The 24,400-nt window shown below is 57.7% G+C and carries 21 protein-coding genes and 4 pseudogenes; 21 read left to right on the top strand and 4 right to left on the bottom strand.

Annotation, left to right across the window (positions count from 1 at the left end; genetic code table 11):
• The first annotated feature begins 74 nt into the window (after nucleotides 1-74).
• From NO876_RS11435 to NO876_RS11430, 3 genes and pseudogenes are all read left to right on the top strand, one after another.
• Nucleotides 75-704 (top strand): annotated as a pseudogene (locus NO876_RS11435) (hypothetical protein).
• A 192-nt stretch (nucleotides 705-896) separates the two neighbouring features.
• Nucleotides 897-1,094 (top strand): universal stress protein, encoded by a 198-nt coding sequence (locus NO876_RS18135; protein ID WP_390277953.1) that lies wholly within the window; start codon nucleotides 897-899, stop codon nucleotides 1,092-1,094.
• The gene (locus NO876_RS11430; RefSeq protein ID WP_390277951.1) at nucleotides 1,040-1,315 is read left to right on the top strand and encodes a universal stress protein; all 276 of its coding nucleotides are present in this window, start codon (nucleotides 1,040-1,042) and stop codon (nucleotides 1,313-1,315) included. The genes NO876_RS18135 and NO876_RS11430 overlap by 55 nt, the downstream gene beginning before the upstream one ends.
• Nucleotides 1,316-1,336: 21 nt before the next feature.
• On the opposite strand, the gene NO876_RS11425 is transcribed toward NO876_RS11430, so the two are convergent.
• Nucleotides 1,337-4,081 (bottom strand): cation-translocating P-type ATPase, encoded by a 2,745-nt coding sequence (locus NO876_RS11425; protein WP_256421808.1) that lies wholly within the window; start codon nucleotides 4,079-4,081, stop codon nucleotides 1,337-1,339.
• Between the two features lie 158 nt (nucleotides 4,082-4,239).
• Entirely contained in the window at nucleotides 4,240-5,097 is an 858-nt protein-coding gene (locus NO876_RS11420; RefSeq protein ID WP_256421807.1) for a universal stress protein, read from the bottom strand.
• Nucleotides 5,098-5,847: 750 nt separating this feature from the next.
• Here NO876_RS11420 and NO876_RS11415 point away from each other — a divergent pair.
• From NO876_RS11415 to NO876_RS11385, 7 genes and pseudogenes are all read left to right on the top strand, one after another.
• Entirely contained in the window at nucleotides 5,848-6,270 is a 423-nt protein-coding gene (locus tag NO876_RS11415; RefSeq protein ID WP_256421806.1) for a DUF8030 family protein, read from the top strand.
• Nucleotides 6,271-6,393: 123 nt separating this feature from the next.
• Nucleotides 6,394-6,684 carry a DUF8069 family protein gene (locus NO876_RS11410; protein ID WP_256421805.1) on the top strand — a complete coding sequence of 97 codons (291 nt, stop codon included), beginning with the start codon at nucleotides 6,394-6,396 and terminating at the stop codon, nucleotides 6,682-6,684.
• Between the two features lie 312 nt (nucleotides 6,685-6,996).
• Nucleotides 6,997-7,866, top strand: coding sequence for a DMT family transporter (locus NO876_RS11405; protein WP_256421804.1), 870 nt, complete (start codon nucleotides 6,997-6,999; stop codon nucleotides 7,864-7,866).
• 152 nt (nucleotides 7,867-8,018) lie between these two features.
• Nucleotides 8,019-8,303, top strand: coding sequence for a DUF7558 family protein (locus tag NO876_RS11400; protein ID WP_256421803.1), 285 nt, complete (start codon nucleotides 8,019-8,021; stop codon nucleotides 8,301-8,303).
• Between the two features lie 89 nt (nucleotides 8,304-8,392).
• On the top strand, nucleotides 8,393-8,752 hold the full coding sequence (locus NO876_RS11395) for a MarR family transcriptional regulator (protein ID WP_256421802.1): 360 nt from the start codon (nucleotides 8,393-8,395) through the stop codon (nucleotides 8,750-8,752).
• On the top strand, nucleotides 8,749-9,090 hold the full coding sequence (locus NO876_RS11390) for a type II toxin-antitoxin system PemK/MazF family toxin (protein ID WP_256421801.1): 342 nt from the start codon (nucleotides 8,749-8,751) through the stop codon (nucleotides 9,088-9,090). Before NO876_RS11395 ends, NO876_RS11390 begins: the two co-directional genes overlap by 4 nt.
• A 5-nt stretch (nucleotides 9,091-9,095) precedes the next feature.
• Nucleotides 9,096-9,293, top strand: a pseudogene (locus tag NO876_RS11385) (type II toxin-antitoxin system death-on-curing family toxin); the annotation flags it as partial.
• Here the strand turns inward: NO876_RS11385 and NO876_RS11380 are convergent.
• Nucleotides 9,237-9,407, bottom strand: a pseudogene (locus NO876_RS11380) (IS200/IS605 family transposon protein TnpB); the annotation flags it as partial. The pseudogenes NO876_RS11385 and NO876_RS11380 sit on opposite strands and share 57 nt — an antisense overlap.
• Before the next feature lie 9 nt (nucleotides 9,408-9,416).
• Nucleotides 9,417-10,052: pseudogene (locus NO876_RS11375) on the bottom strand (IS6 family transposase).
• 920 nt (nucleotides 10,053-10,972) lie between these two features.
• Between NO876_RS11375 and NO876_RS11370 the strand changes: the two are divergent.
• The 11 genes from NO876_RS11370 to NO876_RS11320 all read left to right on the top strand — a co-directional run bounded on the left by NO876_RS11370 (nucleotide 10,973) and on the right by NO876_RS11320 (nucleotide 24,254).
• Nucleotides 10,973-11,962: a CPBP family intramembrane glutamic endopeptidase gene (locus NO876_RS11370; protein ID WP_256421799.1), complete on the top strand. Its 990-nt coding sequence runs from the start codon at nucleotides 10,973-10,975 to the stop codon at nucleotides 11,960-11,962.
• Between the two features lie 34 nt (nucleotides 11,963-11,996).
• Nucleotides 11,997-12,863: a CPBP family intramembrane glutamic endopeptidase gene (locus tag NO876_RS11365; RefSeq protein WP_256421798.1), complete on the top strand. Its 867-nt coding sequence runs from the start codon at nucleotides 11,997-11,999 to the stop codon at nucleotides 12,861-12,863.
• Nucleotides 12,864-13,216: 353 nt separating this feature from the next.
• On the top strand, nucleotides 13,217-14,719 hold the full coding sequence (locus NO876_RS11360; RefSeq protein ID WP_256421797.1) for a lipopolysaccharide biosynthesis protein: 1,503 nt from the start codon (nucleotides 13,217-13,219) through the stop codon (nucleotides 14,717-14,719).
• 379 nt (nucleotides 14,720-15,098) lie between these two features.
• Entirely contained in the window at nucleotides 15,099-16,091 is a 993-nt protein-coding gene (locus tag NO876_RS11355; RefSeq protein WP_256421796.1) for an orotate phosphoribosyltransferase, read from the top strand.
• Nucleotides 16,092-16,935: 844 nt separating this feature from the next.
• Nucleotides 16,936-17,265: a hypothetical protein gene (locus NO876_RS11350; protein WP_256421795.1), complete on the top strand. Its 330-nt coding sequence runs from the start codon at nucleotides 16,936-16,938 to the stop codon at nucleotides 17,263-17,265.
• Nucleotides 17,266-17,723: 458 nt separating this feature from the next.
• Entirely contained in the window at nucleotides 17,724-18,719 is a 996-nt protein-coding gene (locus NO876_RS11345) for an ABC transporter ATP-binding protein (protein ID WP_256421794.1), read from the top strand.
• Nucleotides 18,716-19,555: an ABC transporter permease subunit gene (locus NO876_RS11340; RefSeq protein WP_256421793.1), complete on the top strand. Its 840-nt coding sequence runs from the start codon at nucleotides 18,716-18,718 to the stop codon at nucleotides 19,553-19,555. Before NO876_RS11345 ends, NO876_RS11340 begins: the two co-directional genes overlap by 4 nt.
• A 208-nt stretch (nucleotides 19,556-19,763) precedes the next feature.
• Nucleotides 19,764-20,570: a CPBP family intramembrane glutamic endopeptidase gene (locus NO876_RS11335; protein WP_256421792.1), complete on the top strand. Its 807-nt coding sequence runs from the start codon at nucleotides 19,764-19,766 to the stop codon at nucleotides 20,568-20,570.
• Between the two features lie 99 nt (nucleotides 20,571-20,669).
• Nucleotides 20,670-21,521, top strand: coding sequence for a type II CAAX endopeptidase family protein (locus tag NO876_RS11330; protein WP_256421791.1), 852 nt, complete (start codon nucleotides 20,670-20,672; stop codon nucleotides 21,519-21,521).
• Nucleotides 21,522-21,699: 178 nt separating this feature from the next.
• Nucleotides 21,700-22,659 (top strand): ABC transporter ATP-binding protein, encoded by a 960-nt coding sequence (locus tag NO876_RS11325; protein ID WP_345780747.1) that lies wholly within the window; start codon nucleotides 21,700-21,702, stop codon nucleotides 22,657-22,659.
• Entirely contained in the window at nucleotides 22,656-24,254 is a 1,599-nt protein-coding gene (locus tag NO876_RS11320) for an ABC transporter permease (RefSeq protein ID WP_256421790.1), read from the top strand. Before NO876_RS11325 ends, NO876_RS11320 begins: the two co-directional genes overlap by 4 nt.
• The last annotated feature ends 146 nt before the right edge of the window (nucleotides 24,255-24,400 follow it).

Here is a 24,400-nt window from a genome sequence, read left to right as displayed (position 1 = left end):
TGATCACACGACTGCTATCGTTCTCCAGAGCGGAGTGATTTATTGCGTACCCGTCCAAGTTGTCGGAACGAGTGATGAGTGATCGGGACCAGGAACCGATTTTCGACGGTAGCGTTCAAGATGTCCTTGAGCGGTTGTTCCGAAGTGGTCGGACGAACGCTATCGTCGCGTGGTTGTTAATTAGCGTTCTCCTGGTGGTTTTCGTCGAAAGTCTCCTTGATTTTGACCTCCAGTGAATAGTGTTCGTCGCGGCAGCAGGCGTCATCGTTCTCCTGCCACCGGGCGTCCACCAAGACTGGCGTGTAATGCTCCCCTGGGAACTACTGCCACTTGCATTGTTACCGATTCTCGTTCGCGGATTATTCGGCGGGACCGTCGGCATTTTCGCCTCGTATCTCGCACTGGCAGCACTGGCGTTGCTCGTCACGGTCGAACTGCATATGTTCACCACGCTCAAGCTCATCCACTGGTTCGCCGTCACCTTCGTCGTGTTGACCACGCTGGCGTGGGCCGCAACCTGGGTGATTCTCCGGTGGCACCTCGACCGACTGCTCGGGACGACCTACCTCTCTACGAACGAAGCACTGACGATCTAATTTCTCTGGGTGACACTTGCTGGGCTGACGGCCGGTGTTCTGTTCGACGTGTACTTTAGCCGTCGAGATCGCCAGCTTTGGCGGGCGATTCAGCGGGTGCTGCGATGATGAGTCTCCTGCCGCGCCCCTCGACCCTGAATCAGATTCGCCTGACACGGGGGATGCAGCTTGTGTTGGCTGGTATCGTTGTATACGGAGTGGTTGCAGGCCAACCCAAGGCAATCGTCAACGGGGGGATTGCGTTGCTGGACATCAGCACCATAGGGGGTAACGTCCCTCCACTCCCCGGATTACGTCATTATGTACGACCAAATTCTGGTTCCGACAGACGGGAGTCAGGGAGCGGAAGCCGCTCTCGAACACGGCATAGAGAGCGCATCGAAATGGGACGCGACCTTGGATCCCTATACGTCGTCGGCACTCGCCTGGCGCGCTCCGGTCCGTTGCTCGAAACGCTTTGGGACGAAGGATGCGGGGCAGTACGAGATGTCGAGGTGACTGGAACCCAAGCCGGCCTGACCGTCGTGACCGAAATCGTCGACGGGAACCCGCACGAAGAGATTCTGGACTACGTCTCCGAGTATGGCATCGACATGGTCATTATGGGAACTCACGGCCGGACAGGTCTCGACAGAGTCGTCATAGGTAGCGTCGCAGAACGAGTGGTTCGGCAGTCGCCTGTTCCCGTACTAACCGTTCGGGGCGAGGAGCAGAACTGAGTTTCCATCAGACTTCGACCTCTATGCCTCCTCCTCGTGAGTGTTCGATGGGGCCTGTTCCTCTGTCCCGGAGCGTGGGGGGTACCGCGCTTTCCAGCTCAGTTTGTGGAGTTCGATAGCGATTGCGATGGTCAGGGCAATCCCACCGAGAATGAGCCACTGTTCCAGCCCGACAGGTGCCGTTCCGAGGACCGCCTGAGCGGGCGGGAAGTACATCGCCCCGAGGTGGACCAAGAACGCTGTAATCGTCCCGGTGAGCAGTATCGGGCTCCGAAACGGCGAGAGCTTGAACAGCGACGTCGTCTCGGATCGGGCATTGCCAATATTAATCATCTGGAACAGGACTATCAGGAGGAGCAGGTGGTTGCGGACGGCAGCCTCTGAGAGCCCTTGGTCCAGCAACCAGACGAACGTCCCGAACCCGATTACGCCGATCACCAGCGCGGCGACGAGCGTCCGTTCGATCATTATTCGATTGAAGATTCGCTCGTCCGGTGAGCGCGGCGGACGATTCAATACGTCTCCCTCCTTTGGTTCGAAGGCGAGGGCGACGTCCTGAATACCGTTCGTGACGAGGTTCAGCCAGAGGATTTGGACGGGCACCAGCGGGAGTGGCAGTCCGGCCGCCAGGCTCAACAGGACGAGGGCGACTTCGCCAGCGCCGGTGGAGATGAGCAGGAAAATGACCTTCCGGATGTTGTCGAACGCGATACGGCCCTGTTCGATACCGGCGACTATCGTCGCAAAGTTGTCGTCGCTGATGACGAGTTCGGCCGCGTCACGGGCCACGTCGGTTCCCATCTTCCCCATAGCGATGCCGATGTTCGCCTGTCGAAGCGCCGGTGCGTCGTTGACCCCGTCACCCGTGACGGCTACGTAGTGTCCCATCCCTCGGGCAGCTTCGACGATCTTGAGTTTCTGATCTGGCGAGACGCGTGCGAACACCAGGGTCTTTTCGAGGATTTCTTCGAGTTTCTCTTGGGAGGCATCCATGAGTTCGGCCCCAGTGGTAACCTCGTCCGCCGACTCGGCAAGCCCGAGATTCCGGGCGATAGCGAGTGCCGTCTCCGGATGATCTCCGGTGATCATCGTGACTGTGATACCAGCCTGCTGCGCTGCCGCAATCGCCTCCGCAGCACCGGACCGAAGCGGATCGATCAATCCGAGAAAGCCCAGAAACGTCAGCTCAGTTGGTTCGGAAGGCGGCTGTTCCATCCCTCCGTCGGTCTCCACTGTTCCTTCCGCAACAGCGAGCACGCGGTACCCGTTGTGGGCCATCTCGTTTGCCTGCTGCTGGAGGGCTGGCCGTGAAAATTCGCCCTCGCTTGCATCCGTACACATTTCCAGAACGCGCTCGGGCGCGCCCTTGACGAATACCCGCGTCTCGTCATTTTTCCGGTGGAACGTCGCTGCATAACGCTGTTCGGGTTCGAAGGGGATCTCGTCGGTTTGTGGATGCGCATCGAGTGCAGACTGGCGGGACCACCCGAGCTTGCGACCGAGTGCGAGGAGTGCAATGTCGGTCGGGTCACCGCGCCACGTCCACTCGTCGTTCCGCCGAGACAGGCGGCCCTCGTTGCAGAGCACAGATGCGCGAGCGAGACGGGACAACTCGTCCGCGAGGTCTGGCTTCGGAGGATGCCCGTCTTGGAGAACGTTCCCCTCCGGAGCGTACCCTTCGCCAGTCACCTCAAACGTGCTTCCCTCGGGGAGTTGCACCTGTTTGACGGTCAGTTCGTTAGCCGTCAGCGTCCCCGTCTTGTCCGACGCGATCATCGTACAGCTGCCGAGCCCCTCGACAGCTACCAAGCGTCGGACGATAACGCCGACTTTCGCCATTCGCCGGCTAGCGACGCCCAGGGCGACGGTGATCCCGACAGGAAGCCCTTCAGGAATCGCCGAAACGGCGAGTGCCACGGCGAACAGGAACATCTCGACAGCGTCGTACTGCTGGACGAAAATCCCGAGAAGCGCGGTGATCGCTGCGGCGACGAGGACGACGACGCCGACGATGCGGGTGAACCGTTCCATGCGCATCACGAGAGGTGGCTGCCCGCCCTCGACGGCCGTGACGTCCTCTGCCAGTCGGCCGACGACCGTGTCGGTACCGGTTTCGACGACCACGCCGCGGCCTCGGCCCCGATTGACCACAGTGCCAGCGTAGGCCATGTTACGCCGGTCTCCTAATGGAGCCCGGTCGTCGCCTGTCCACTCTTCGTTTTTCAGGACGGGTGCTGATTCACCGGTGAGTGCCGACTCGTCGATCTCCAGACTATGCGTGGAGACCAAACGAATGTCTGCAGGAACGCGATAGCCCGATTCGAGGAGGACGACGTCGCCCGGGACCACATCTTCTCCATCGATGTCGCGTGTCTCCCCATCGCGGATGACCGTCGCGCGGGTGCGGATGAGTTGTTGGAGTGCCTGGCTGCTGCGTTCCGCACGCCATTCCTGGATACCGCCGACCAGCGCATTGACCAACAGCACCGCAGCGATGAACCCGGCGTCAGTCTCCTCGCCGATGGCGAACGAGACGATTGCCGCGATGGCGAGAATGTAGATGAGCGGGTTCTTGAACTGACGGAGGAAGATCTGCCACACGGTGACTGCCTTCGCTTTCGGCAGGCGATTTGGGCCGTGTTCGGAGCGTCGGTTTTCAGCTTCCTCGGTCGAGAGACCATCTGAGTCGGCGTCGAGAGTGTCGTAAATCTGGCTTAGCCTCCGCGAATACCAGGATTCGGTGTCCGTCGAAGCGGAGACAGCCATTTGTTACTGGAAGTACGCCGGGGGACGACTTAGTGGTCAGTGTCGAGTACAGAAGTAGCGTGTCCTTCGACCAGAGGGGCGGTTCAGAACGGAGTCAGTGTTGAGAACGGCAGATTCTACGCTGTGAGACAGACCAAGAGCTATTCCTGACCGCTGGTTCACTCTGGCTGACGAACAGTCATTACGGGAACTGGTGACGTGCGCACAGTCTTTTCGGCGACGCTTCCCAGGAGGTATCGCTCGATGCCACTGCGTCCGTGGGTGCCCATCACGACGAGATCAATATCGTGCTCCTCAACGTAGGACCGAATCCCTCGGTAGGGATTCCCGTGTTCTATCGCAGTTTCGACCGCAGACACGGATGCTTCGGTAGCTTGCTCCTCGATGGTTTCTACCGCGGATTGGGCCGACTCTTCGAGTGATTCGAGGATTGCACCTGAACGGACATCAACGCCCATCGCCATCGTATCGATGACCGAGAGGGCATGGAGGCGAGCACCGTAGGTGCTGGCGACATCGACAGCGGAGCCAATAGCGGCCCCAGCCCCTTCACTCCCATCGGTCGGCACCAAGATGTCGGTGTAGGGGTACGTGACCTCGCCGTCGTCTTCCGCCTTGACCGTCAACACTGGCACATCAGAGAGTCGGACGACCTTCTCGGTGACACTCCCGAGCAGATACCGTTCGACGCCGGTTCGGCCGTGGGTCCCCATGACGACGAGGTCGATGTCCTGTTCAGTTGTATATCGAAGAATCGCCTTGTGGGGGACGTCAGTACGGACGGCTTGTTCAACTGGGACGCCACTCACAGAGATATCATTGCAGGTCCTTTCAGCAACCTCCTCACGTTCTTTCTTGATTTGGTCGTACTGGGGGGCATTTTCGAGCGTTCTGGAATCGACCACACAGAGCGCGTGTACTCTCGCGTCATAGCGTCTCGCCAGGTCTGCGGCGTACCCGACGGCTGCCTGCGCACAGTCACTTCCATCGGTCGGGACGAGGATGGTATTGAACATCAGTAGATAATACCGAGTTCGTCCGGTAGCCACATCAAGGGTGGGAGTAGCACATCCTCGTTGATATCATATACTTCGGTTCAGATGTACGCAGATTCCCGAAGGAGTCTCCCGCGGTCAATATAAGATCTCACGTCGATAGCCACGAGTATTATCGTCCGATTTTGAGAGTTTTGATAAAACCAGACCCTCTCCAGATATCGACCTTAGAAAAGAAATTGTCAGATAGCAGATACTTCTCTGAAAGAGGGGTACACGACGCATCTAAAATCCCGTCACGCACTTTTCAGGGCTTGTATCGCGTTACTTCGGCATTTTCGGAAAAATAATCGGCAGAAACACCAAACGAGCCATTGATTATTTGGTTCGATATTTCCCAAGTCCGATCTCTATGTGACCCTCTATCTTTCGAATTCAAGGGTATCACCACCTCGTCAAGCACAATTCTCACCAACAACCGGATTTTGTAGTTCGTCGAAGTCATCATCACCGCCTGAAAACTGCCCGACGGCCCTCTTGTCCAACCTACGCCTGTTTCGACACTCTCTGCACCCCCAAAATCATCCAAAGGAAGGCTAGGGTACACCGGTGCAAACGCCGCTGGCTCTCTCCGGCCGAGGGGCCATCAAACGACGAGCGTCTCTAGCCGATATATCAGAATTCACTTACTGAGTAATGATGCGATCCGCGGTGGAGTTTGTCGCCCCCCGGGAGGGGCGAGGGAGCCGTCGTAGCACCCACTCAACAACCATGTCTTCCGAACACGAGCAACAGCGATCACGACTCAATGGCGAGTACACTAAACAACCGAGCGAAGAACCGTGGGCAGATCTCGAACTGACGCTCCCGCACAACAGAAGTCCGACTGGCATCGTCTCTTTTGTCGAGTGCGCACTCGTCGAGCTCACCCACGAACACGTCGGGGCCGAGTTCGTCTCGATGAGCGTTGCGGGAGTGAAGCGGACACAATTCATCGCCGTCGACGACGTCGGCCAGCGGTTCCAGAAGCGGTATTTCGACAAACGTCTCGGCTGGCGCGAAACAACAGTCAGCCGTGAAGCGGTTCGCGACGAACTGGTCAACCGACTCTCGCAGTCGTCCTCGGATCGAACCAACGAGATGCCGAACGGTGACCCAGATACGTTCCGAGTGAAGCCCGTTCATCAGTTCTGAACCCACCACAAATTAACCAACACAGAACCGTAGTCCTCCGCATCGTTGGTTAAACCGGAGCAGCGAGGAGTTTGTACGCGCCCGGGAGGGCGAGGCGCGTCAATACGCGCCAACGTGATTCCCATGCCTGGTACAGACGCACTTGACGATGCATCAGCCGACCACGAACGGTTTGAAGCGGAACTCGTCGCACAGGATCAAGATGCCGCCCGCGTCGCAGTAGCAGATATTGACGACGGGCGGGCCCATACTCTCGTCAATGTCCTGGTAGACGACGATGTCGTCACTCCAATTCCCGACGAACGGGTCCTCGTCCACGAGCCAAGCGACGAAGCATTCGACTCAATTCTCCAACTCGCGGTCTTCCATCGAGGTTGGACCGCCGCTCGCGACACCAACGCGAGAGGACGATAATGAAATAGACGCTTGCCGGCTGTGCCTTCTGCGGAGCAACGCCTCGCACTGAGAAGGCAAGTCACATTAGCGATGGCGTAGTTCTACAGGTGAGTCTACGTCCGAACTCGGAGCCTCTGTGCCCGTTGCCAAACCTTGAGGGGGGTATGCTAGCATAGATATTATTCCTCGCCCGAGACCGGTGAGAATTAGACGACGAGACCGCGCTCCGGTGCCGAATGCCCGACCGCTGGCCTACTCGATTGATACCAGAACTGGAAGAACGAGCTTCTAGATCAGTAGCGTTTTGAAACCCGGTCACAGCGTTGGTGTATGGACGATGAGACGGTCGGAATCGCACTTGTAGTCATCTCCGCGGTCGGGTTCGGGACGCTGGGGATTTTCGGCGTCATTGCCGCCGAGGAGGAGCTATCGATACCCACGGTGCTCGCGCTCCGGTTCGCACTCGCTTCGGTGATCATTTGGCCTATTCTTTGGTCGCGCGGACGACTGCAAATTCCGAGCAGACGGATCATCGCGATCGCCTTCGCGCTCGGTGCAGGCGGGTACGCGACCCAAAGCGCGCTGTATTTCTTCGGCCTCGAGTTTATGACCGCCGGGATGGTCGCGATCGTCCTCTACACGTATCCGGCGTTCGTCGTCGTCCTCACCGCGGTCGTCCATCCCGATCGCGTGACGCCGCCGCTGGTCGCCGCATTAGTGCTCTCGATCGGCGGCGTCGCACTCATCACCGGCGTCGATCCGGCCGGTGTGGACCCGCGCGGCGTCGTCGTCGTCCTCGGAGCGGCGTGTGCGTATTCGTTTTACATCCTCGTCAGCCAGCGCGCGCTCACGACGGTTCCCGCAGAGACGCTGACTGCCTTCGTGTTGCCGTCGGCCGCCCTCAGCTTCCTCGTGTTCGGTGCCGGAACGGGGTCGTTGACAATACCGAATACCCCAACAGCGTGGGGGGCGGTCCTCGGGATCGCGATTCTGGCGACAGTAGTCCCTGTACTCACGTTCTTCGCTGGCATCGCTAAGATCGGTGCGAGTCGAGCGAGCGTCATCAGCACCGCCGAGCCGGGCGTGACCGTCGGCTTGGGGGCATTAGTGTTGGGAGAGCCCGTTTCAGTCGTCACGGTCGTCGGCGGCACGCTCGTCGTAGCTAGCGTACTCTTCATTCAGCGTGAAGAGACGGTGTGAGCGACCGGCCGCAGAGTCGCGTTGGCCGCTCGTGAGGCCAACGGACCGTCTTGAAGTATCTGCTCCATCAGAACACAATTTTTTGGCTGTGACCCTGTATTTCATCCAGCTTCCGATCACAACTGAGCGTATTCGAGCAGAACTGTACGACGATGAGCGCCACGAATAACGTGGTGACGCCGTACAACTTGACGTACCAAGCGAAAGACACCCTCAAATCCTACATCCCCAAACTCCACATCACATACAACGCACAGGAACTGGACGACGAACACCCGCTCCGATATGTGAATCAAGCCGAGGAATACGATCGTGACTCCTCGCGTGAGCATCTCGACGGGCCGTTACAACTGTGCGACCGCTGTAGCTCCGGTAGGCCCGCCACGCACTGGACGCGTGACCTCGAGGAACATCTCGTCGCAACGCCAGCGGAGTGACCCCCTCCCGCATTTCTGGGCACGGAAACACCCGTCCACGGTAACAAACATACCAAACAACTATTTTCCAACAGTCCCAACACTAGTCTATGTCGAGCGGCACCATCGATATCGACGAGTTCGAGAACGCTGACGCCGACGAATTCGAGGAACGGAATGATACCGAGCGGATCGTGCTGTTTCTCGACAAGAATAACGACAGGGCGTGGAAGGCGGCAACGATCGCCGAGCAACTCGGGCTGGATACAGACGCCGTCAGTGCGATTCTCTCGCGATTGAAGGAACGCGGGCTCGTACGGCACAAGCGCCCGTACTGGGCGATCACGGACAACAAGGAACGGCTCCAGTCGGCCTACCGACTCCACCGACACTACGAGACTGCAGACGAACAATACGGTGAGGAGCGTCTCGAGGACCTCCAAACCGACGAGATGGAAGAAGTACAGTGACTGCGTTCGAGGAGTTGGAACGTGGCGACATCGTCTGGGCGAGTGACCCGCTCTCGAAGAAAGGTCGCCCGATGCTCATTCTGGGAGCGCCTCAACTCCCGAACCACGGTACCCAACTCATTACTGTTCTACTCTCCACGAAGACCTACCACGAGGAGGCACTCCCACTCCGAGACGACGACTACGAGGGCGACCCACTTGGTGAGCGAAGTCACGTGCTTCCGTGGTCGCTCGTGACCCTCAACAGTGCTGCCGATGTCGAGCACTACCTGACCTCTCTCGTCGACGAACGAACTGACGACGTGGCCAGCCGGTTGATCGACTATATTTCGTCTTGAGGTGACTGCTTGTTGCGGAGCATCCATTCGTCGACGGGAACAAACGAACAGCGATCCGAACGGTGGTCGTTTTCTATATGACGGACGGGTACACGTTTGAGTACAGTGATGAAATTCGGGCCCTCTTGCACCGCTTCGCAACTGACGAAGCCGCGGTCGTACTTCTCTTTGAGTTCTTTCCCAACCGGGATTTCGAGGCGTGAGCGGTCGCCCATCTCCAGCGTGTACTGGTCGTTTCGGATGAACGTGCGGAGTGTCCGACCGCCCTCTTCGTTGCCCCAGTATCCGGGTGGACAACAGCGTTCGCCCTTCTCTTTGGGTCGTGTTTAGTTTGGAGCATTGAGCCAGGCAGCAAATGCTTGGAGCCAATTTTCGGCGGTTTGTGGCTCAACGTGACTGAAGCAGTTTGAGAACGAGGAAGTTCGGCGCTTGAACTCGCGGAAAATCCGTTCGATGGCGTTCCGATTTCCAGTCCGTTCAGTTTGAAAACGGAGCCCGGATCTGGCCAGCGCAGTTTGGAGGTGTTGAGCGCCATCGACCAGAAACACGGCAGATTCGACATCGTATTTCTGACGAAGTTCACGCAGGAAAATCTCGGTTAATGCGGTCGTCGTCGTTGAAAAGAGCCGTAGATGCAGTCGGTCATTCGTATCGGGATCAGCCGCAGCGTACAGCCAGAATTGCTCGTCATTAATTCAAATCACAGTCTCGTCGAGCGCAACGTGATTCGGGCTTCGCCCATCTGTGGGCTGTAGATCGGCCTTTTGTACCCAATCGTGGATTGCTTTATGCGATCGCTCGACACCCACCTCTTCGAGAATAGAGACGGTATTCGACAGCGACAGTCCCGCTAACTGCAGTTGAATACCGAGCTTCATCGCACGCTCGGGTGTCCGCTGTCGCTCCACAAAATCCGAATCAATCCAGTCCGTACATCCGCTGGGGCGGGCGATTTCTGGCATAGAGCACCAAGAAATCATTCCGCCTCACTCTTCATCCGTAACTAAACACGACCATTTCGCTTCGGTATCATACACTAAGGAGTGCCTCTTTATAAATACATCTGCGGGACAGCTACACAGACTGCCGCCATTTGGCGGGGAGGTACAGACGTAAAACCGTGCTTCTACAAGGCACTTGTCCGGTCGAAAAGCATCCCGAGACGTGCGAGCACACTGGTTGGAACACCGCCTACGGGTGTCCGGCTTCAGTGTCCCCCCACGCGCTTCGACGAGGATACGTGACTGCTGCTCGAAATGCCGGTCAACCTAAGATGTGACCGGTGACCGGGCGAATATGAGTGGTCGGGTGTTGGACAAGCACTACGACAAGGGATCAGCGGCGGATAAAGCAGAACGACGGAGAGACTACGAGAGATATTTAGACCCTATCCTATGTTCTATAAGTCGGGTTTCTACTCCTCACACCGTGTTATTTTCACGGGTTTACCGGAGAACCAACCGTTAGAACGCGTGTGCTTGTTGACTACTGAGATTTCTGCTAGCTCCCCGAGATGTTCTGAGGACTGTTCGAGATACAAAGCGCATACCGCTCAGAACGCCGGCATCGAACTGCTCAGTACGGTATCCTTCGTGATGGGTGTATCAGAGATCAGTTTGCCGAAGCCACAGTCTGAGTCCGACCGACACAGTTCCGGTCACTGTCCGCCAGAGAAGCCGTGTTGCTGTGCCTCGTAATGGTGATGTGCTATCTTGTGGGCCATTCCAGTATAATTCACGCAGAAACAGGCTGATCAGTAGTACTCCGAGTGCATAGACACTGACTACTATCGTCTTTCGTGTTATCGGTCGGGTGTCGAGCCTTGAAAACTGTTCTGAACCATTGGCGTGGCTTTTTTTCGGAGTGGATTCAATCGATCCTTATGTCAACTAAGCCGATTCTCGAAAGAGTAAAGAGTGTTCTTTGGAACCAGACTGACTGCCGACCCCGGGCACTCGTTCGGATCCTCTTAGCGATCGTGTTGCTTGTGTTCACTGTCGTTCTCGTCAATATCGCACTAACCTTCCTTATGCAACTGACGCAAATTCCAATAGTTCTGTTCGCGGTGATTATTGTCGGGCAAATGACCCCTATTCCAGTCGTTCTATTGGCTGGATACCATATCGATAGACGTGTTCTTGCCGATTTGGGTCTCGGCATCAACCGCGATTGGTGGGTTGATCTCGTCTTCGGCTCGATACTTGGTGCGGCACTTATGAGTGGCGTATTTGTCGTCACACTCGTGATGGGGTGGATCCGTATCGAGGGGACGTTTGTTGTTGAGGGACTGGGTGTTGGGTTTGCTGGGGGAATGATGGTTATGCTCGTGTTTTGGCTCGTCTCCGGAGTGAGCGAGGAACTTGTGCTACGTGGCTATCTGTTGACGAACATTGCAGAAGGACTCACAGGATACGCTTCTGAACGACTCGCCGTAGGGATTGCTGTCGCCGTCTCCTCGTCGCTTTTCGGCTTGATACACGCGGCGAATCCGAACGCATCGGCGTTCAGTATTCTCGGAATTGGGGTTGCTGGAGTCCTTCTAGCTGCCGGATACCTCCTAACTGACGAACTGGCAATCCCAATCGGGTTGCATATCACGTGGAATTTCTTTCAGGGGACTATCTACGGATTCGGTGTCAGTGGGTTCGATTTCGGAGTAACCCTCATCGAAATCACAGAGACCGGTCCCGACGTAGTAACAGGCGGTGCGTTCGGCCCTGAAGCTGGACTCTTGGGGATCGCAGCCGGGGTGGTCGGTATTGTGATGATTGTCGGGTACGCGGGGTGGCGATACGATACGACCGGCCTCGTGGGGGGAGTGGCACGCCCTGAGCTTCGGTTGAGACGCCGAGTGGACGATCAATCCGAGTGATAGATTTTTGCTTCGTGTGGGTGATATAATACGTATGACCACCGTCGAGCCACAATCCTCGACCACCCTGGATCCACCGGTCGCACTTGGGGCGTTCGTCGCCGGGACGTTGATCCTGAGCTGGGCGATTTCGTTCGTGACAATCACCGATACGGTTCCGGAGTACACGACCCTCTTGTTGATGCTTACTCCAGCCAGTGTTGCACTTGTTATCCGTCGGGTTCAGGGCCACTCCGTGCTGCGAACGATCAGTTCCTCACTCCGAGGGTCGACGAGTCGCTCACTCCTCTTTGCCGTGGCCTATCCGATCGGATTTATCGGGATTACGGCACTGCTCGCGCTTACAACTGGTCTTGGGACGTATCAAGCCGGCCCGGAAAATATCATCGTACTCGCGCTTCGACAAGGAGGGATCGTCTTGTTGCTTCTGTTTTTACTGATGGCGATGATTCGGATGTATGGTGAAGAATTCGGGTGGCGCGGGTATTTGCTTCCGGAACTCACCGCTCGGTGGGATCGAGTCAGGGCGACAGCCGCTGTCGGTCTCGTTTGGGCCTTATTCCACTCAGCGTTCCTCTACAGGGCGGGGGTAGCGATAGGCGTCGAAAACCCACTCCTGATTACCGCGGTACAGGCCGTTGCCGTATTCACCATTTCATTTCCGTTCTCGTATGCATATTATCTCACAGATGGAAGTGTGTTTCCAGTGATGATTTTGCACTTGATCTGGAACATCCTCAACCCGTGGATCCTCGGAGATATATACGCAAACATCGAGGGATTGGTAGCGGGGCAAATTTTTGTTGTTAACGGAGAGGGGCTTGTCGGGGTCGTTATAGGCCTGGTCGCACTGGCTGGGTTTGTTATCCTCTTTCGACGGGGTACTCTCATCAATAGTTGACTCTCCCAGGTCAGTGGAGAGAGATCACACGGCTTGAACTCTCACCAGTGCTGAATCTATGCCTGTATCTCGCACGGTATTCTTGACAGTTGGTGAGTAATTCCGTGAGTGAATCGATACGTGAATCCCCTGTACTGAGCGATTCCTACAGCTAAAATGGTTTGACCTCCCCTGAACGCCGTCTGAAGAGGATCGCTTACTGTCACTTTGAAATAACGGAGTCGAGCGGCGGCGCCGATCCGTGCTCAGGCGTTACGCGGGGAATTACAATACTCGTTTCCGTCGCTGTGCGGAGTAATGGGTGTTGGAGAGAGAGGCATTTCGCCGACCGATAACAGACGAGTCAGACTGTAATGAGGGATCGATTACGCGAACTCCTGAAACGCCTCGTTCCGTCCGGATCAATCACTCAGCGGACGATGCAGAGCGGGATCTGGGTATCGATGACGACGATCGCTGTTCGATTCTCCCAGATCCTGATGCTAATCATCCTCGCACGGCTGCTCTCACCCCGGGACTTTGGACTGATCGGCATCGCGCTCCTGACTGTCTCCGCGACCCGGCGTTTCACCGACATCGGGATCAACGCCGCGCTCATTCAGGACGTGGAGGAAAACGTCGACAAGTACCTCAACACGACGTGGTGCTTGGAGGCCGGGCGCGGATTTCTCATCTTCGCCGTGCTGTACGTCGCCGCCCCGTTCATCGCAGACCTGTTCAGTGAGCCAAGGGCGACGGTCCTGATCCAGGCACTGGGCCTCAGCCCGCTCTTGATCGGGTTGCGGAACCCCGGGGTGGTGTACTTCAAGAAAGACCTCGCCTTTCACAAGAACTTCATCTGGAAGAGCAGTGCCTCGCTGGTGCAGTTCGTCGTCGGCGTCGGATACGCGCTGTACTCGCCCACTGTCTGGGCGCTCGTGTTCGCCTCCCTGAGTCGGTCGTTCGTCAAGTTCGCCCTCTCGTACGTGCTCCACGACTACCGCCCCTGGCCCGAGTTCGAGATCGACGCCGCACGGAAGCTCATTGACTATGGGAAGTGGATCACCGGCGCATCCATCGTGGGATTCGTCTACAGCGAGGGTGACGACGCGTTCGTCGGGTGGTTCCTCTCGGCGACCGCGCTCGGGTTCTACCAGTACGCCTATCGGATGGCCGATACTCCTGCCACGGAGTTTTCAGGAATCATCTCAAAAATCACCTTTCCCGCATACTCGAAGTTACAGGACGATCTCGACCAGTTGCGGGAGGCGCTCATCCAGACCACCCGGCTGACCGCGTTCGTCGCATTCCCGCTCGCGTTCGGTATCGCCCTGGTCGCGCCGAGTTTCGTCCCAGTTGTCCTGGGCGAGGAGTGGGAGCCGATGATTCTGACGATGCAGATCCTCGCGATATACGGGCTGATGCACGCGCTCACGCGGAACTTCGGTGAGGTCTGGAAGGCACTCGGACGCCCCGACTACATCGCGAAGCTCGGGGTCCTGCGCGTGGTCTGCATCGCACTCCTGATTTGGCCCGCGACCGCCAGGTGGGGCATCGAAGGGACCGCTCTGGTCGTCGTCGCCGTATACATGATTCCGATGTTGCCACTCGAAGTTTATCTGGCCGCACAGATGGTGAACGGCCGGTCGATGAAGCTTTACGCCGAATATGTCTACCCGTTTGTCGCCGCCACTGTGATGTTCGCATCGCTACGGTATGCGACCTCTATCACCCAGGTCTCGCCGCTCGTCGAACTCGTCGTACTCGTCCCCACCGGCGCGCTACTGTATTTCGTCGTCGCATACCTACTTGAACGACAGTTCGGCTGGGGCATCGGACACAACCTTCGGATGATCAGAGACGGACTCAGGGGATGATCGGTCGGATTAGTGGCATCCGATTCAGGGCAACGCTCAATCCAAACCGGGGCGTACCACCCTCGCTGCCTTCGCGTGTCTTCTCATCGCTGTCGCCCTCCGAGCCTCAAGGTTTCGAGACTGGCCTACACTGATAACGGAGTGAGCCCCGGAAGATATAAACACAGTGTACCGACCGGAAGCCCTGGGAGTCGAACGAGACCGGAGGTCCCGCTGAAAGCCGGCGCTACGCGGCGGCGATGAAATGAACGGGACAACATCGGGGGAGTGAGGTCGAGCACAGCGAGACCGAACGGACCCGGCGGGGTTTCAATAAATCATAGTCTATACCTCTATAGCCAGACCATTACAACCACTAATTCCTGTGTGTATGGTTCCAATGAATTACAGGACCGTTGCGGATCTGAATGCGGACATCCATAATTTCGCAAAGCGTTTCCCAGAGAATATCGATCTGATCGCCGGAATCCCGAGAAGCGGCCTCTTAGCCGCGAGTCTTCTGTCTCTCCATCTCGATACGCCAATAACCGATATCGACGGCCTGTGTGACGGACGAATTTTCGACACCGGATCTCGAATCGAACGCGATTATGCTTTCGACGAGATAGACTCCGTTCTCGTCATTGACGATTCCGTATTAATGGGCAGCGAGATGACGAAAACTCGCGATCAGCTCGCAAAGCACGATTTCCCGTTCGATATCACGTTCGCTGCAGTGTACATCTCTCCCCGTGGGCACCAGTACGTCGACCACTGGTGTGAGGTCGTTCCCTTACCACGCGTATTCGAGTGGAATGTCTTCCACCACCCGAAACTATCCAACTCCTGTGTGGACATCGACGGGGTCCTTTGTCGTGATCCGACGCCCAAAGAAAACGACGACGGACCCAACTACCGCGAGTTTCTAACGACCGTCGAACCAAATATCGTCCCGAAGAAACGTATCGGGTGCCTCGTTACGTCGAGACTGGAGAAGTACCGCCCCGAGACCGAGAAATGGTTAGCCGATCACGGGATCAAGTACGACTCGCTCGTGATGATGGACGTACCAGATATGGAAACTCGTCGAAAACAGAGTAATTACGGGCAGTACAAAGCGGATGTGTACAAGTCGACCGATGCAGATCTTTTTATCGAAAGTGATCCGAAGCAGGCAGCAGAGATCTGTCGGAAGACGAACCGTCCGGTGTTCTGCTACGACACGAACGAGATGCTGAACCCTTCGACCATCGGCCGATACCGACGGCGCATTGCCGAAAGCGTGTCCAACATCAAAGCGGAACCGGTGTTATCGTTATTAAGAATCGCCTATCAGATATCTTTTCGGTGTTACCACTGTATTTCGAGATCGATGAAATCTAAAAACAACTGAAATGCTCAAGATAGGTATTACTTAGTAAATTGTATGTTTTTGATGATTTCGACTGTAAAGGATGGTACGCCGTGGGAGATACGCGTTTTGTACTGAGTGATACGTGAATTCCCTGTATTGTTCGTCTGATACTCTCTTATCCGACCAATCTGCTTATTTCTATTTCATCGGCTCTGTTGAAATCCTCGGAGAGTTACAGGTTTACCCTGTAATTCGACGAGATGAATGCCCTCCCGAAGTCACTTCCAGTCTTAGCTAAAGACGAATGGTATCGTGATCCTCGTCGGTCAACCCGTACAGCTCGTAGACGATCTCACCGATCAGTTCGTCGGTCTTCGTGGCTAACTCCTGGGCTCGCTCTTTCGCACTATCCCAATTCGATTCCGTATGGGGTATCTGGAGCCTCTGGGAACCCATCGTACGGCTCCATTCCCTCGTGGCAGCAATTCCACGCACGCATCTCTGCGACGAATCGAAAGACCTCCTTGTCAATCGGAATGTGCTTTTCTCCATTGTCGAATGTCGTTATCGGCACGTCGAACTCCGAGTCATCTGTCTTGTGGACCGTCGAACAGGTTGTACACATAGCGCGCCAGCCTCGGCCAACGAGCACACCGTCATCGAACGTTTTGAGCTCTCTCGAGTTTTGTACTATGTCGTGGAAATGGTAATCCACCATTCATTTTGAGGATTCGTGCGTTCTCAATATTATTTCTGTGGTGGCAGATGGTGGTTACGCTACAATCTCCAGTCCGTGACCGAAATGATGGTTGCTGGCTTGATCTGTTATCAGCGCGCTCTGTCTCAGAGAAAGAATCATACAGCCCCGCTGTCAGGCCCTCGTATGCCTACGGATCGTCTCCGCAGTATCGTCCCGATGTTCGGCGGCGGGACGCGCTACGTCGAAACGCTCGATGCAATTCTCGAATTCGTTGAGGCACACCAGCCGACGACGGACGAACTCGTCGGCTGGCACCGCGGCGCGTTCACGAACGTCTCCAGCCGCGATTCGATTATGCGGCGCGTCAACTACCTCCAGCAGGTCGGATTCCTCCGCCAAGCCAACGACCTCTGGGAACTCGGTGACGCCGGCCGCGAGTACGCTCGACAGGGCGATACCGCGACGCTCCTCCGGATTATAAAGATAGACCCACCCATTCACCCAGACCATTAATCCGAACTAACCACGCGAACGTGGGATCCGGACCTTCGAATGCGAGTACAAGCAAGCGGTCATAGACACCGCTCCACGGTTCAACGAGGATGAGCAGAATCGCAGACGCGACACCTGTAACAACTACTGCTTGAAGTCCTTGCCCACGATCGGGAGTTCGGAATCCAACCCGGGCGGTGTCACGATGTCGGATGAGGCTGATTGATGGAACAACCAACCAGAACATTTGGAATATCGGCGTCGTCGTCTGCAGTATCAGCGGAGTACCCACCAGTGCAGCGAGCGCGACCCCCGTCCAGAGGAGCGCGATAGTAACCCGATGACGGGATGACAGAGGTGGCGATGTCTCCGACTCGCTAATAGAGGTCATAAACTACCGGTGATGCTCCACCCATAAATTAGTTGTCAGGAATCTTGTCATACCATGTGACTTTGACTGATGTGCACGTACTGATAGTATGGAAACACATTCTCGTGTTTTATCTGATTCGAGAAAACCAGTTGATGACGGCGCGATCGCTATCGAGACGATCGGATTGACGAAACGCTACGGAAAAGACGTCCTCGCTGTTGATGACCTCGATCTAACAGTCTACGAAGGCGAGATATTCGGCTTTCTCGGACCGAATGGCGCCGGCAAATCGACGACGATCGATGTGATTATGGACTACGTCCGCCCGTCGGCAGGAAGCGCAACGGTTCTCGGATACGACGCGCAGACTGAGACGCGAGAAATCCACGAGCGAGTCGGCATTCTTCCGGATGGATACGGACTCTACGACCGCCTCACCGGTCGTAAACACCTGGAGTACGCAATCGCGTTGAAGCAATCCGACGACACTGTCGACGACCTCCTTGATCGAGTCGGCCTCGATGCTGCAGCTGCCGACCGAGTCGTCGGTGGCTATTCGAAAGGGATGATGCAGCGATTGGCCCTCGCGATTGCCCTCGTCGGCGATCCCGAACTGCTGATTCTCGACGAGCCGTCCTCGGGGCTCGATCCCAACGGCGTTCGCCTCGTCCGTGAGATTGCTCGAAACCACGCTGACCGGGGGAAGACCGTCTTCTTCTCTAGCCATATTCTCAGTCAGGTCGAAGCTGTCTGTGACCGGGTCGCGATACTCAACCGTGGACGACTCGTCGCCATCGATTCGATCGACGGGCTTCGCGACACACTCGGAACGGGATCGACGGTAACGCTCTCAGTCGATGCCATCCCAGACTCGCTGACCCTCGGGGAGTTAGCCGGTGTCTCCGACGTCGCAGTCGATGGCCGAACGATTCGTGTAAGCGTCGATGAGGCCACAGCGAAAGTCGACGTGATCGACCGCATACGCGATGATGGCGCTGCAATTCTCGACGTGACGATCGAGGAGTCGTCGTTGGAAGATCTGTTCAGCGCCTACACAGGCGATGTACCCCCGAAGGTGGATGCTTCAGAGGTGGAGCGATGACGCTTGCCACGATCTGGCTGACGATCGCTCGTAAGGAATTCGCCGACGCCCTCCGGTCGCGTATGATCTGGGGCATCGTCGTAATCATCGCTGTGATGACGTCGCTGTCAGCGGGTATCTCACTCCTCATCCCGGATGTTGAAGGTGGTGCCGAGATGGCCATCGGCGGTGCATCGCAGTTCGCGGGACTCCTCGTTCCGATTATGGCGCTGATCGCCGCCTATCTCGCGATCGCCGGCGAACGTGAATCGGGGAGTTTGAAAGTGATACTTGGACTCCCGCCGTCGCGGGGCGAAGTGCTACTTGGGAAGTTTCTCGGCCGGAGCGGTGTGGTCGCTATCGGTCTCGCACTGGGTTTTGTGGTCTCAGGCGTGGTTACTGCGGTTCTCTACGGCGGATTACCGATGGGTGCCTTCATCGGAACGACGGTCTTGACTGTCCTTCTCGGCGTTTCGTTTGTCGGCATCGCCATCGGGATTTCGGCCGTCACGGCGACGCGAGCCCGGGCGATGACCCTAGCGATCACTGCGTACCTCGGGCTGACACTCCTCTGGGATCTGGCTCCCAATGCCGTTCACTTGCTTGTCACCGGCGAGATGCCAGGTGGAGTCGTGCCCGCGTGGTTCCTGCTCTTACAGGGACTCAGCCCAACCGGGGCGTACAACGCACTCGTCCAGCAACTGTTACTCGGTGGTGGAACGGCCGTGGAAGCGAGAATTGGTGGTCAAGCACCCGGCTACCTCGATCCAGCGGTGTTCCTGGGTATCCTATTCGCCTGGACTGTGGTCCCGCTACTCGTTGGCTATCTCAGGTTCCGCCGGGCCGATCTGAGCTAACTGGCCTTGTTGAAACTCTCAACTGGAGAGAGCTTTCGGGGGTCGTCATCCGCGGTCGCTTTCACGTATCGTTACAGGGTTCAAACGGCAGATGTGTGTGAATTTCGGTCAGGAGTGTGGTCTGCAGCAAAACCATACGTATGCATACTGAGCGTCTGTCGCCGACGGTGACACAACTGTTTTATCGGCACCGAGAGTCAGCGTCTCCATGCCGCCCACAACGTACGGCGTCTCCTTCGGAAAGCGGTTCGGCGTGACCCTACTGGCTGGCGTTCCCGGAATCGTTGCTCTTGTCGGCTACATCTACGTTACTACGCCACCGACTGCCGTCCCGGTCGGGCTGTCGCTTCCGCTCCTCGCCATTCTGTCGGGTATTAATCCCTTGTTGCTTCTAGGCGTCGCGTGTCTGCTCGGTGCGTACGCAGCACCGCGGGTGGGATTGCGGTCGTATCTCATCGACCGGATGGGGGCCGGCAAGGGAATCTGGGAACGCCTCCGTGAGGAGGTCGGACTGGCCGTCGGAAGCGGCATTCTCGGAGGGGCCCTCATCGTCATTCTTGACGCCGTGATGATGCCGTTCGTAGCTCAGGATTTGCCCCAATCCGTAATCGGAGCGACCAGACCAACCGTAGCGACCGTTCTCGCGTATGCTCCGGTCCGATTCCTCTATGGGGGAATCACCGAGGAGCTCATGCTCCGGTTCGGGCTCATGTCCGTGCTTGCATTCGTTGGCTGGTACATCACCGGCCGTCAGGCAGACGGCCCCGGACCGGGCGTTATGTGGACCGCAATCGTGGTCTCGGCCGTGCTGTTCGGCGTAGGGCACCTCCCAGCGCTCGCACAGTCGGTTGGTCTCACTCCCGCACTAATCGCCCGGACGGTCCTCTTGAACGCAATTGCTGGCATCCTGTTCGGCTGGCTGTACTGGCAGCGAAGCCTCGAAACGGCGATGGTGGCGCATGCCTCGTTCCACATCCCTCTCCTGGGACTTTCACTCGTCCAGGTCGCGTTATAAGCGAGAGTAGAGCATCTGCGAATTGCTTAGCTCAAGTCAAATAGTCCACACTAATTAAGATATAGAAAATATTTAAACAAGTCTTTGGAATGCCAAACGATGGCTCGTCCTGAGATAGCCCCTCCCGCGTTCAAGCGAGGGTTATTGGTCCCCGTCACAGCATATTTTGTCATAATCGCTCTCCTGTCTGGACTGGCACTCATCTCTGGCAGAGGGTCGCCCCCACCGCTTCTGGGGATGGCTTGGGGTATCTTGCTTGTTGGAATCGGGGTTGGAGCGTATCGATTTGAAGGAGTGTCTCCACGTTCGATTCTGTCGTCTTCCCAATCACTATTCTTGGTCCTGGGAGCTGTAGGAGCGTTCTGGCTTCTGTATAATCTTACCACATACGTCCTTGCTCTGGGAAGTATCCCGGGATTTGCGACTGCATCCTCAAAGGTCGTCGCACATCCTGTCCTTTATTTCGCGGCATTCGGGAGCTCTCTGCTGTTCACAGCCCTCCCTGAAGAATTCGTATTTCGTGGCTATCTCCAGTCGAAACTCATCACGGAATCTGGTGGAACGGGTTGGCGTGCAGTCGCAACTGGAACCGGTACCGCGGCTGTCCTGTTCGCACTGTTCCACCTCCCGCGTTGGTTCCTGATGTCCGGTCACGGCGTTGGCCCAGCGTTGGCTGCCCGACTGTCTGTACTGGTGATTTCAGGTCTTGCTTTCGGACTTATTTATGTACTGACGAACAATCTATGGCTGGTCGCTCTGTTCCACGCAACGATGAATCAATCGCCGTTGTTGTTCACGGTCAACCCACCCTCTGAACTGCACTTCGTGGTGGGGATCATCGAGTACACAACGATGGTGGGATTCACGATCGTAGTGTTGTATTTGACAAGTTCCAATCTAATCTCCGCTGTCAAGCTACAAGCGGCGGATATACCCCCATCCGACGACTGAAATGGCAAGAGTCGATACCTCCGCCCGATCGTAGGCTCGCTCAACTACCAATATGCAGACTCACTGGAAGCGTGATGGCGTCGGCCCCACCCCTCTGTTGTCCAACACGAGATCCGCCACGACCCTTTTAAAGTCAATTTAGCAACATATAATAGATGGGAGCCAGAGGTTCGGAACGATGGTCCCCCCTGAATCCCCCGCCGCAACAGTCACCACTGAAGAATCACCAGCGGCACACGACGAGGATGGCCCACGACTCCGTCTCGACGGCGTCGGCAAGCAGTACGGCGACGTCTGGGGCGTCCGCGACGTGTCGCTGGAACTCGGCACAGGCGTTCTTGGCCTGCTCGGACCGAACGGTGCCGGGAAGTCCACGCTGATGCGCGTCATCACGACGTACCTTGAACCAACCGAGGGGACGCTCACGTTCGACGGCACGGACGTCGTCGCATCCCCGAATGCGGTCCGGGAACGAATCGGCTACCTCCCGCAGGACTTCGGCATCTATCCGGATCTCACTGCAGCGGAATTTCTCTCCTATCTCGCGGCCATCCGCGGTCTTGACCGAGCGCACGCCAGCGAGCGGATCGACGATCTACTCGAGCTCACGAACCTTCAGGATGCGCGCGACCGTCGGCTCGACGGCTTCTCCGGCGGGATGCGTCAGCGCGTCGGCATCGCCCAAGCGCTCTTGACGGATCCGGACCTGCTCGTCGTAGACGAGCCAACTGTCGGCCTCGATCCCGCCGAACGGGTCCGCTTCAGGAACGTGCTCTCGTCGCTCGGCGAGGACCGCATCGTCATCCTCTCGACGCATATCGTCTCCGATGTGGAAGCGACGGCCAGCGGCGTGGCCATCCTCGCAGACGGACGCCTGCGTTCCCATACGACGCCGGAACGCTTGCTCGAGGACGTCGCCAACCGCGTCTGGGAGGTCGTCGTCCCGCGCGACGATCTACAGTCACTCAAGGCCGAGTATCACATCAGTACGACGACGCGGCGGAGCGACGGCATCCACGCTCGGATCGTGGCCACAGATCCTCCCGAAGGTGCCGTATCCGTGACGCCGACGCTCGAAGAGGCATATCTCGATCTGCTCGGGGAAGCAAACGCGTCGGAGTCCGGTGGTGCACCGTGAGCGCCGTCCGCGCGGCCGTTCACGTTGCACTCGCGGACCTGCGTCAGCGCCTCCGTTCGCCGAGGTACCTCGTCGTCCCGCTGCTCATCGCGTGGGTCGCTCAGACGCTCACCTCCGAGACAACCCACCTCGTCGTCGCCGGAGAGTACACCGGTATCCGGAATGCGGCGTGGTTCGGTGGGATGGTCGCGACGATGGGGACATTCCTCCTGTTCGTGTTCGGCTTCGCGTTGGTTCGGGGCGCGGTGACCCGGGATCGCGAAACGAGGGTCGGTGAACTCGTCGCCACGTCACCCGTGCGTGACGCCACGTACCTCGTCGGTCGATGGCTGGGCTATATCGCGCTACTGTCGCTCGTGACTGCCCTTCTTGTGCTGGCGACGGTGGGCGGCTACGCGCTTCACGGCACTGGGACGTTCGATCTCTGGGCGCTCGCCTCCCCGTTCGTCTTCCTGACGCTGCCAGCGATGGCGCTTGTCGCCGCCGCTGCAGTACTCGCCGAGACAGTCCGCCCGCTCAGGGGGACGCTGGGGTCGGTCTGCTATTTCTTCGGGGCGATCGCGCTTTTCACTGCCGCATCGCTGGCCACGAGCCTCACCTACGGGCCAACAGGACTGGCCGTCATCCGGAACAGTATGGTCCGGGCCGCAAGTGCCGATCCCACGGCCTTCGAGAGCCGCTCGTTCGCGTTCACCGACGATCCCGGCAGTGTGACAACGTTCGTCTGGCAGGGCGTCGATTGGGGGCTGACAGAGCTACTCAGCCGTGCGCCGACGCTCGCGGCAGCCGGTCTCACGCTCGCTGTTGCCATCGTCGCGTTCGACCGTTTCGAGCCGTCTCCCGGTCTGACCGACCGCTTGGCGGGGGTACTTACCGACGATGACAGTTCACAAGACGACGCTGCCTCGGCGAGCGATGCTACCGAAGCGGGCCACCGTTACACGACACCGCCGTCCGACGTGGATTTGACGTCAGTCACTCCGGCTTCGAGCGGCGTTCCGAACCTCCGCGTTCTGACCGCCGAGCTCCGACTGGCCCTGCGCGGTCGACGCTGGTGGTGGTACCTCGCAGTTGGGAGTTGTGTCGTCGGAGGGTTGCTCGCACCAATTGACGCCGCCCGCGGTCTGGTCCTGCCGGGCGCGTGGCTCCTCGGGTTGCCTGTCTGGTCGGAACTCGGCGTCCGCGAACAGCGCTATCGAACCGCCGAGCTCGTCTTCACCGCGCCACACCCGCACGGGCAACTCGCCGCCGTCTACCTCGGTGGCGTCGCCGTGGCCATCGTAGCCGCTGGGGGAGTCCTCGTGACGCTCGCTACGTCAGGTGCGCTCGCAGCCCTTGGTGCAGTCCTCGTCGGTGCGCTGTTCGTTCCGGCGCTGGGACTCGCCAGCGGCATCTGGCTCGGCACGCCGCGAGCGTTCGAGGTGGTCTTTCTCACGCTGTGGTACCTCGGTCCGATGAATGCCGTGTACACGCTCGACTTCGTGGGCGCACACCCAGAGACGATCGCGCGCGGGACACCGCTGGGGGTTGCCGCCGCCGCAGTGATGCTCCTGATCGCCGCCGTCATCGGACGGAGCCGTCAGATCGGCCAGTAAACGCCCTCCGTCCTTCGTGGGTCTCCGCGGATGCTATCGCGCCATCTTGGGGGCCCCACTGGACCCATCTGCGACAAAGCGACGGTCGATCGCGTCATAGCGGAGGTGCGCGGTTTCTCCGATACCGAGGTTAGCCTTTCTTAGAG

This window comes from Halobellus rarus, from assembly GCF_024494595.1.
GTDB classification, from domain to species: domain Archaea; phylum Halobacteriota; class Halobacteria; order Halobacteriales; family Haloferacaceae; genus Haloquadratum; species Haloquadratum rarum.
Note: the sequence above shows the minus strand (reverse complement) of the source record. Positions and strands in the feature narration are given on the sequence as shown.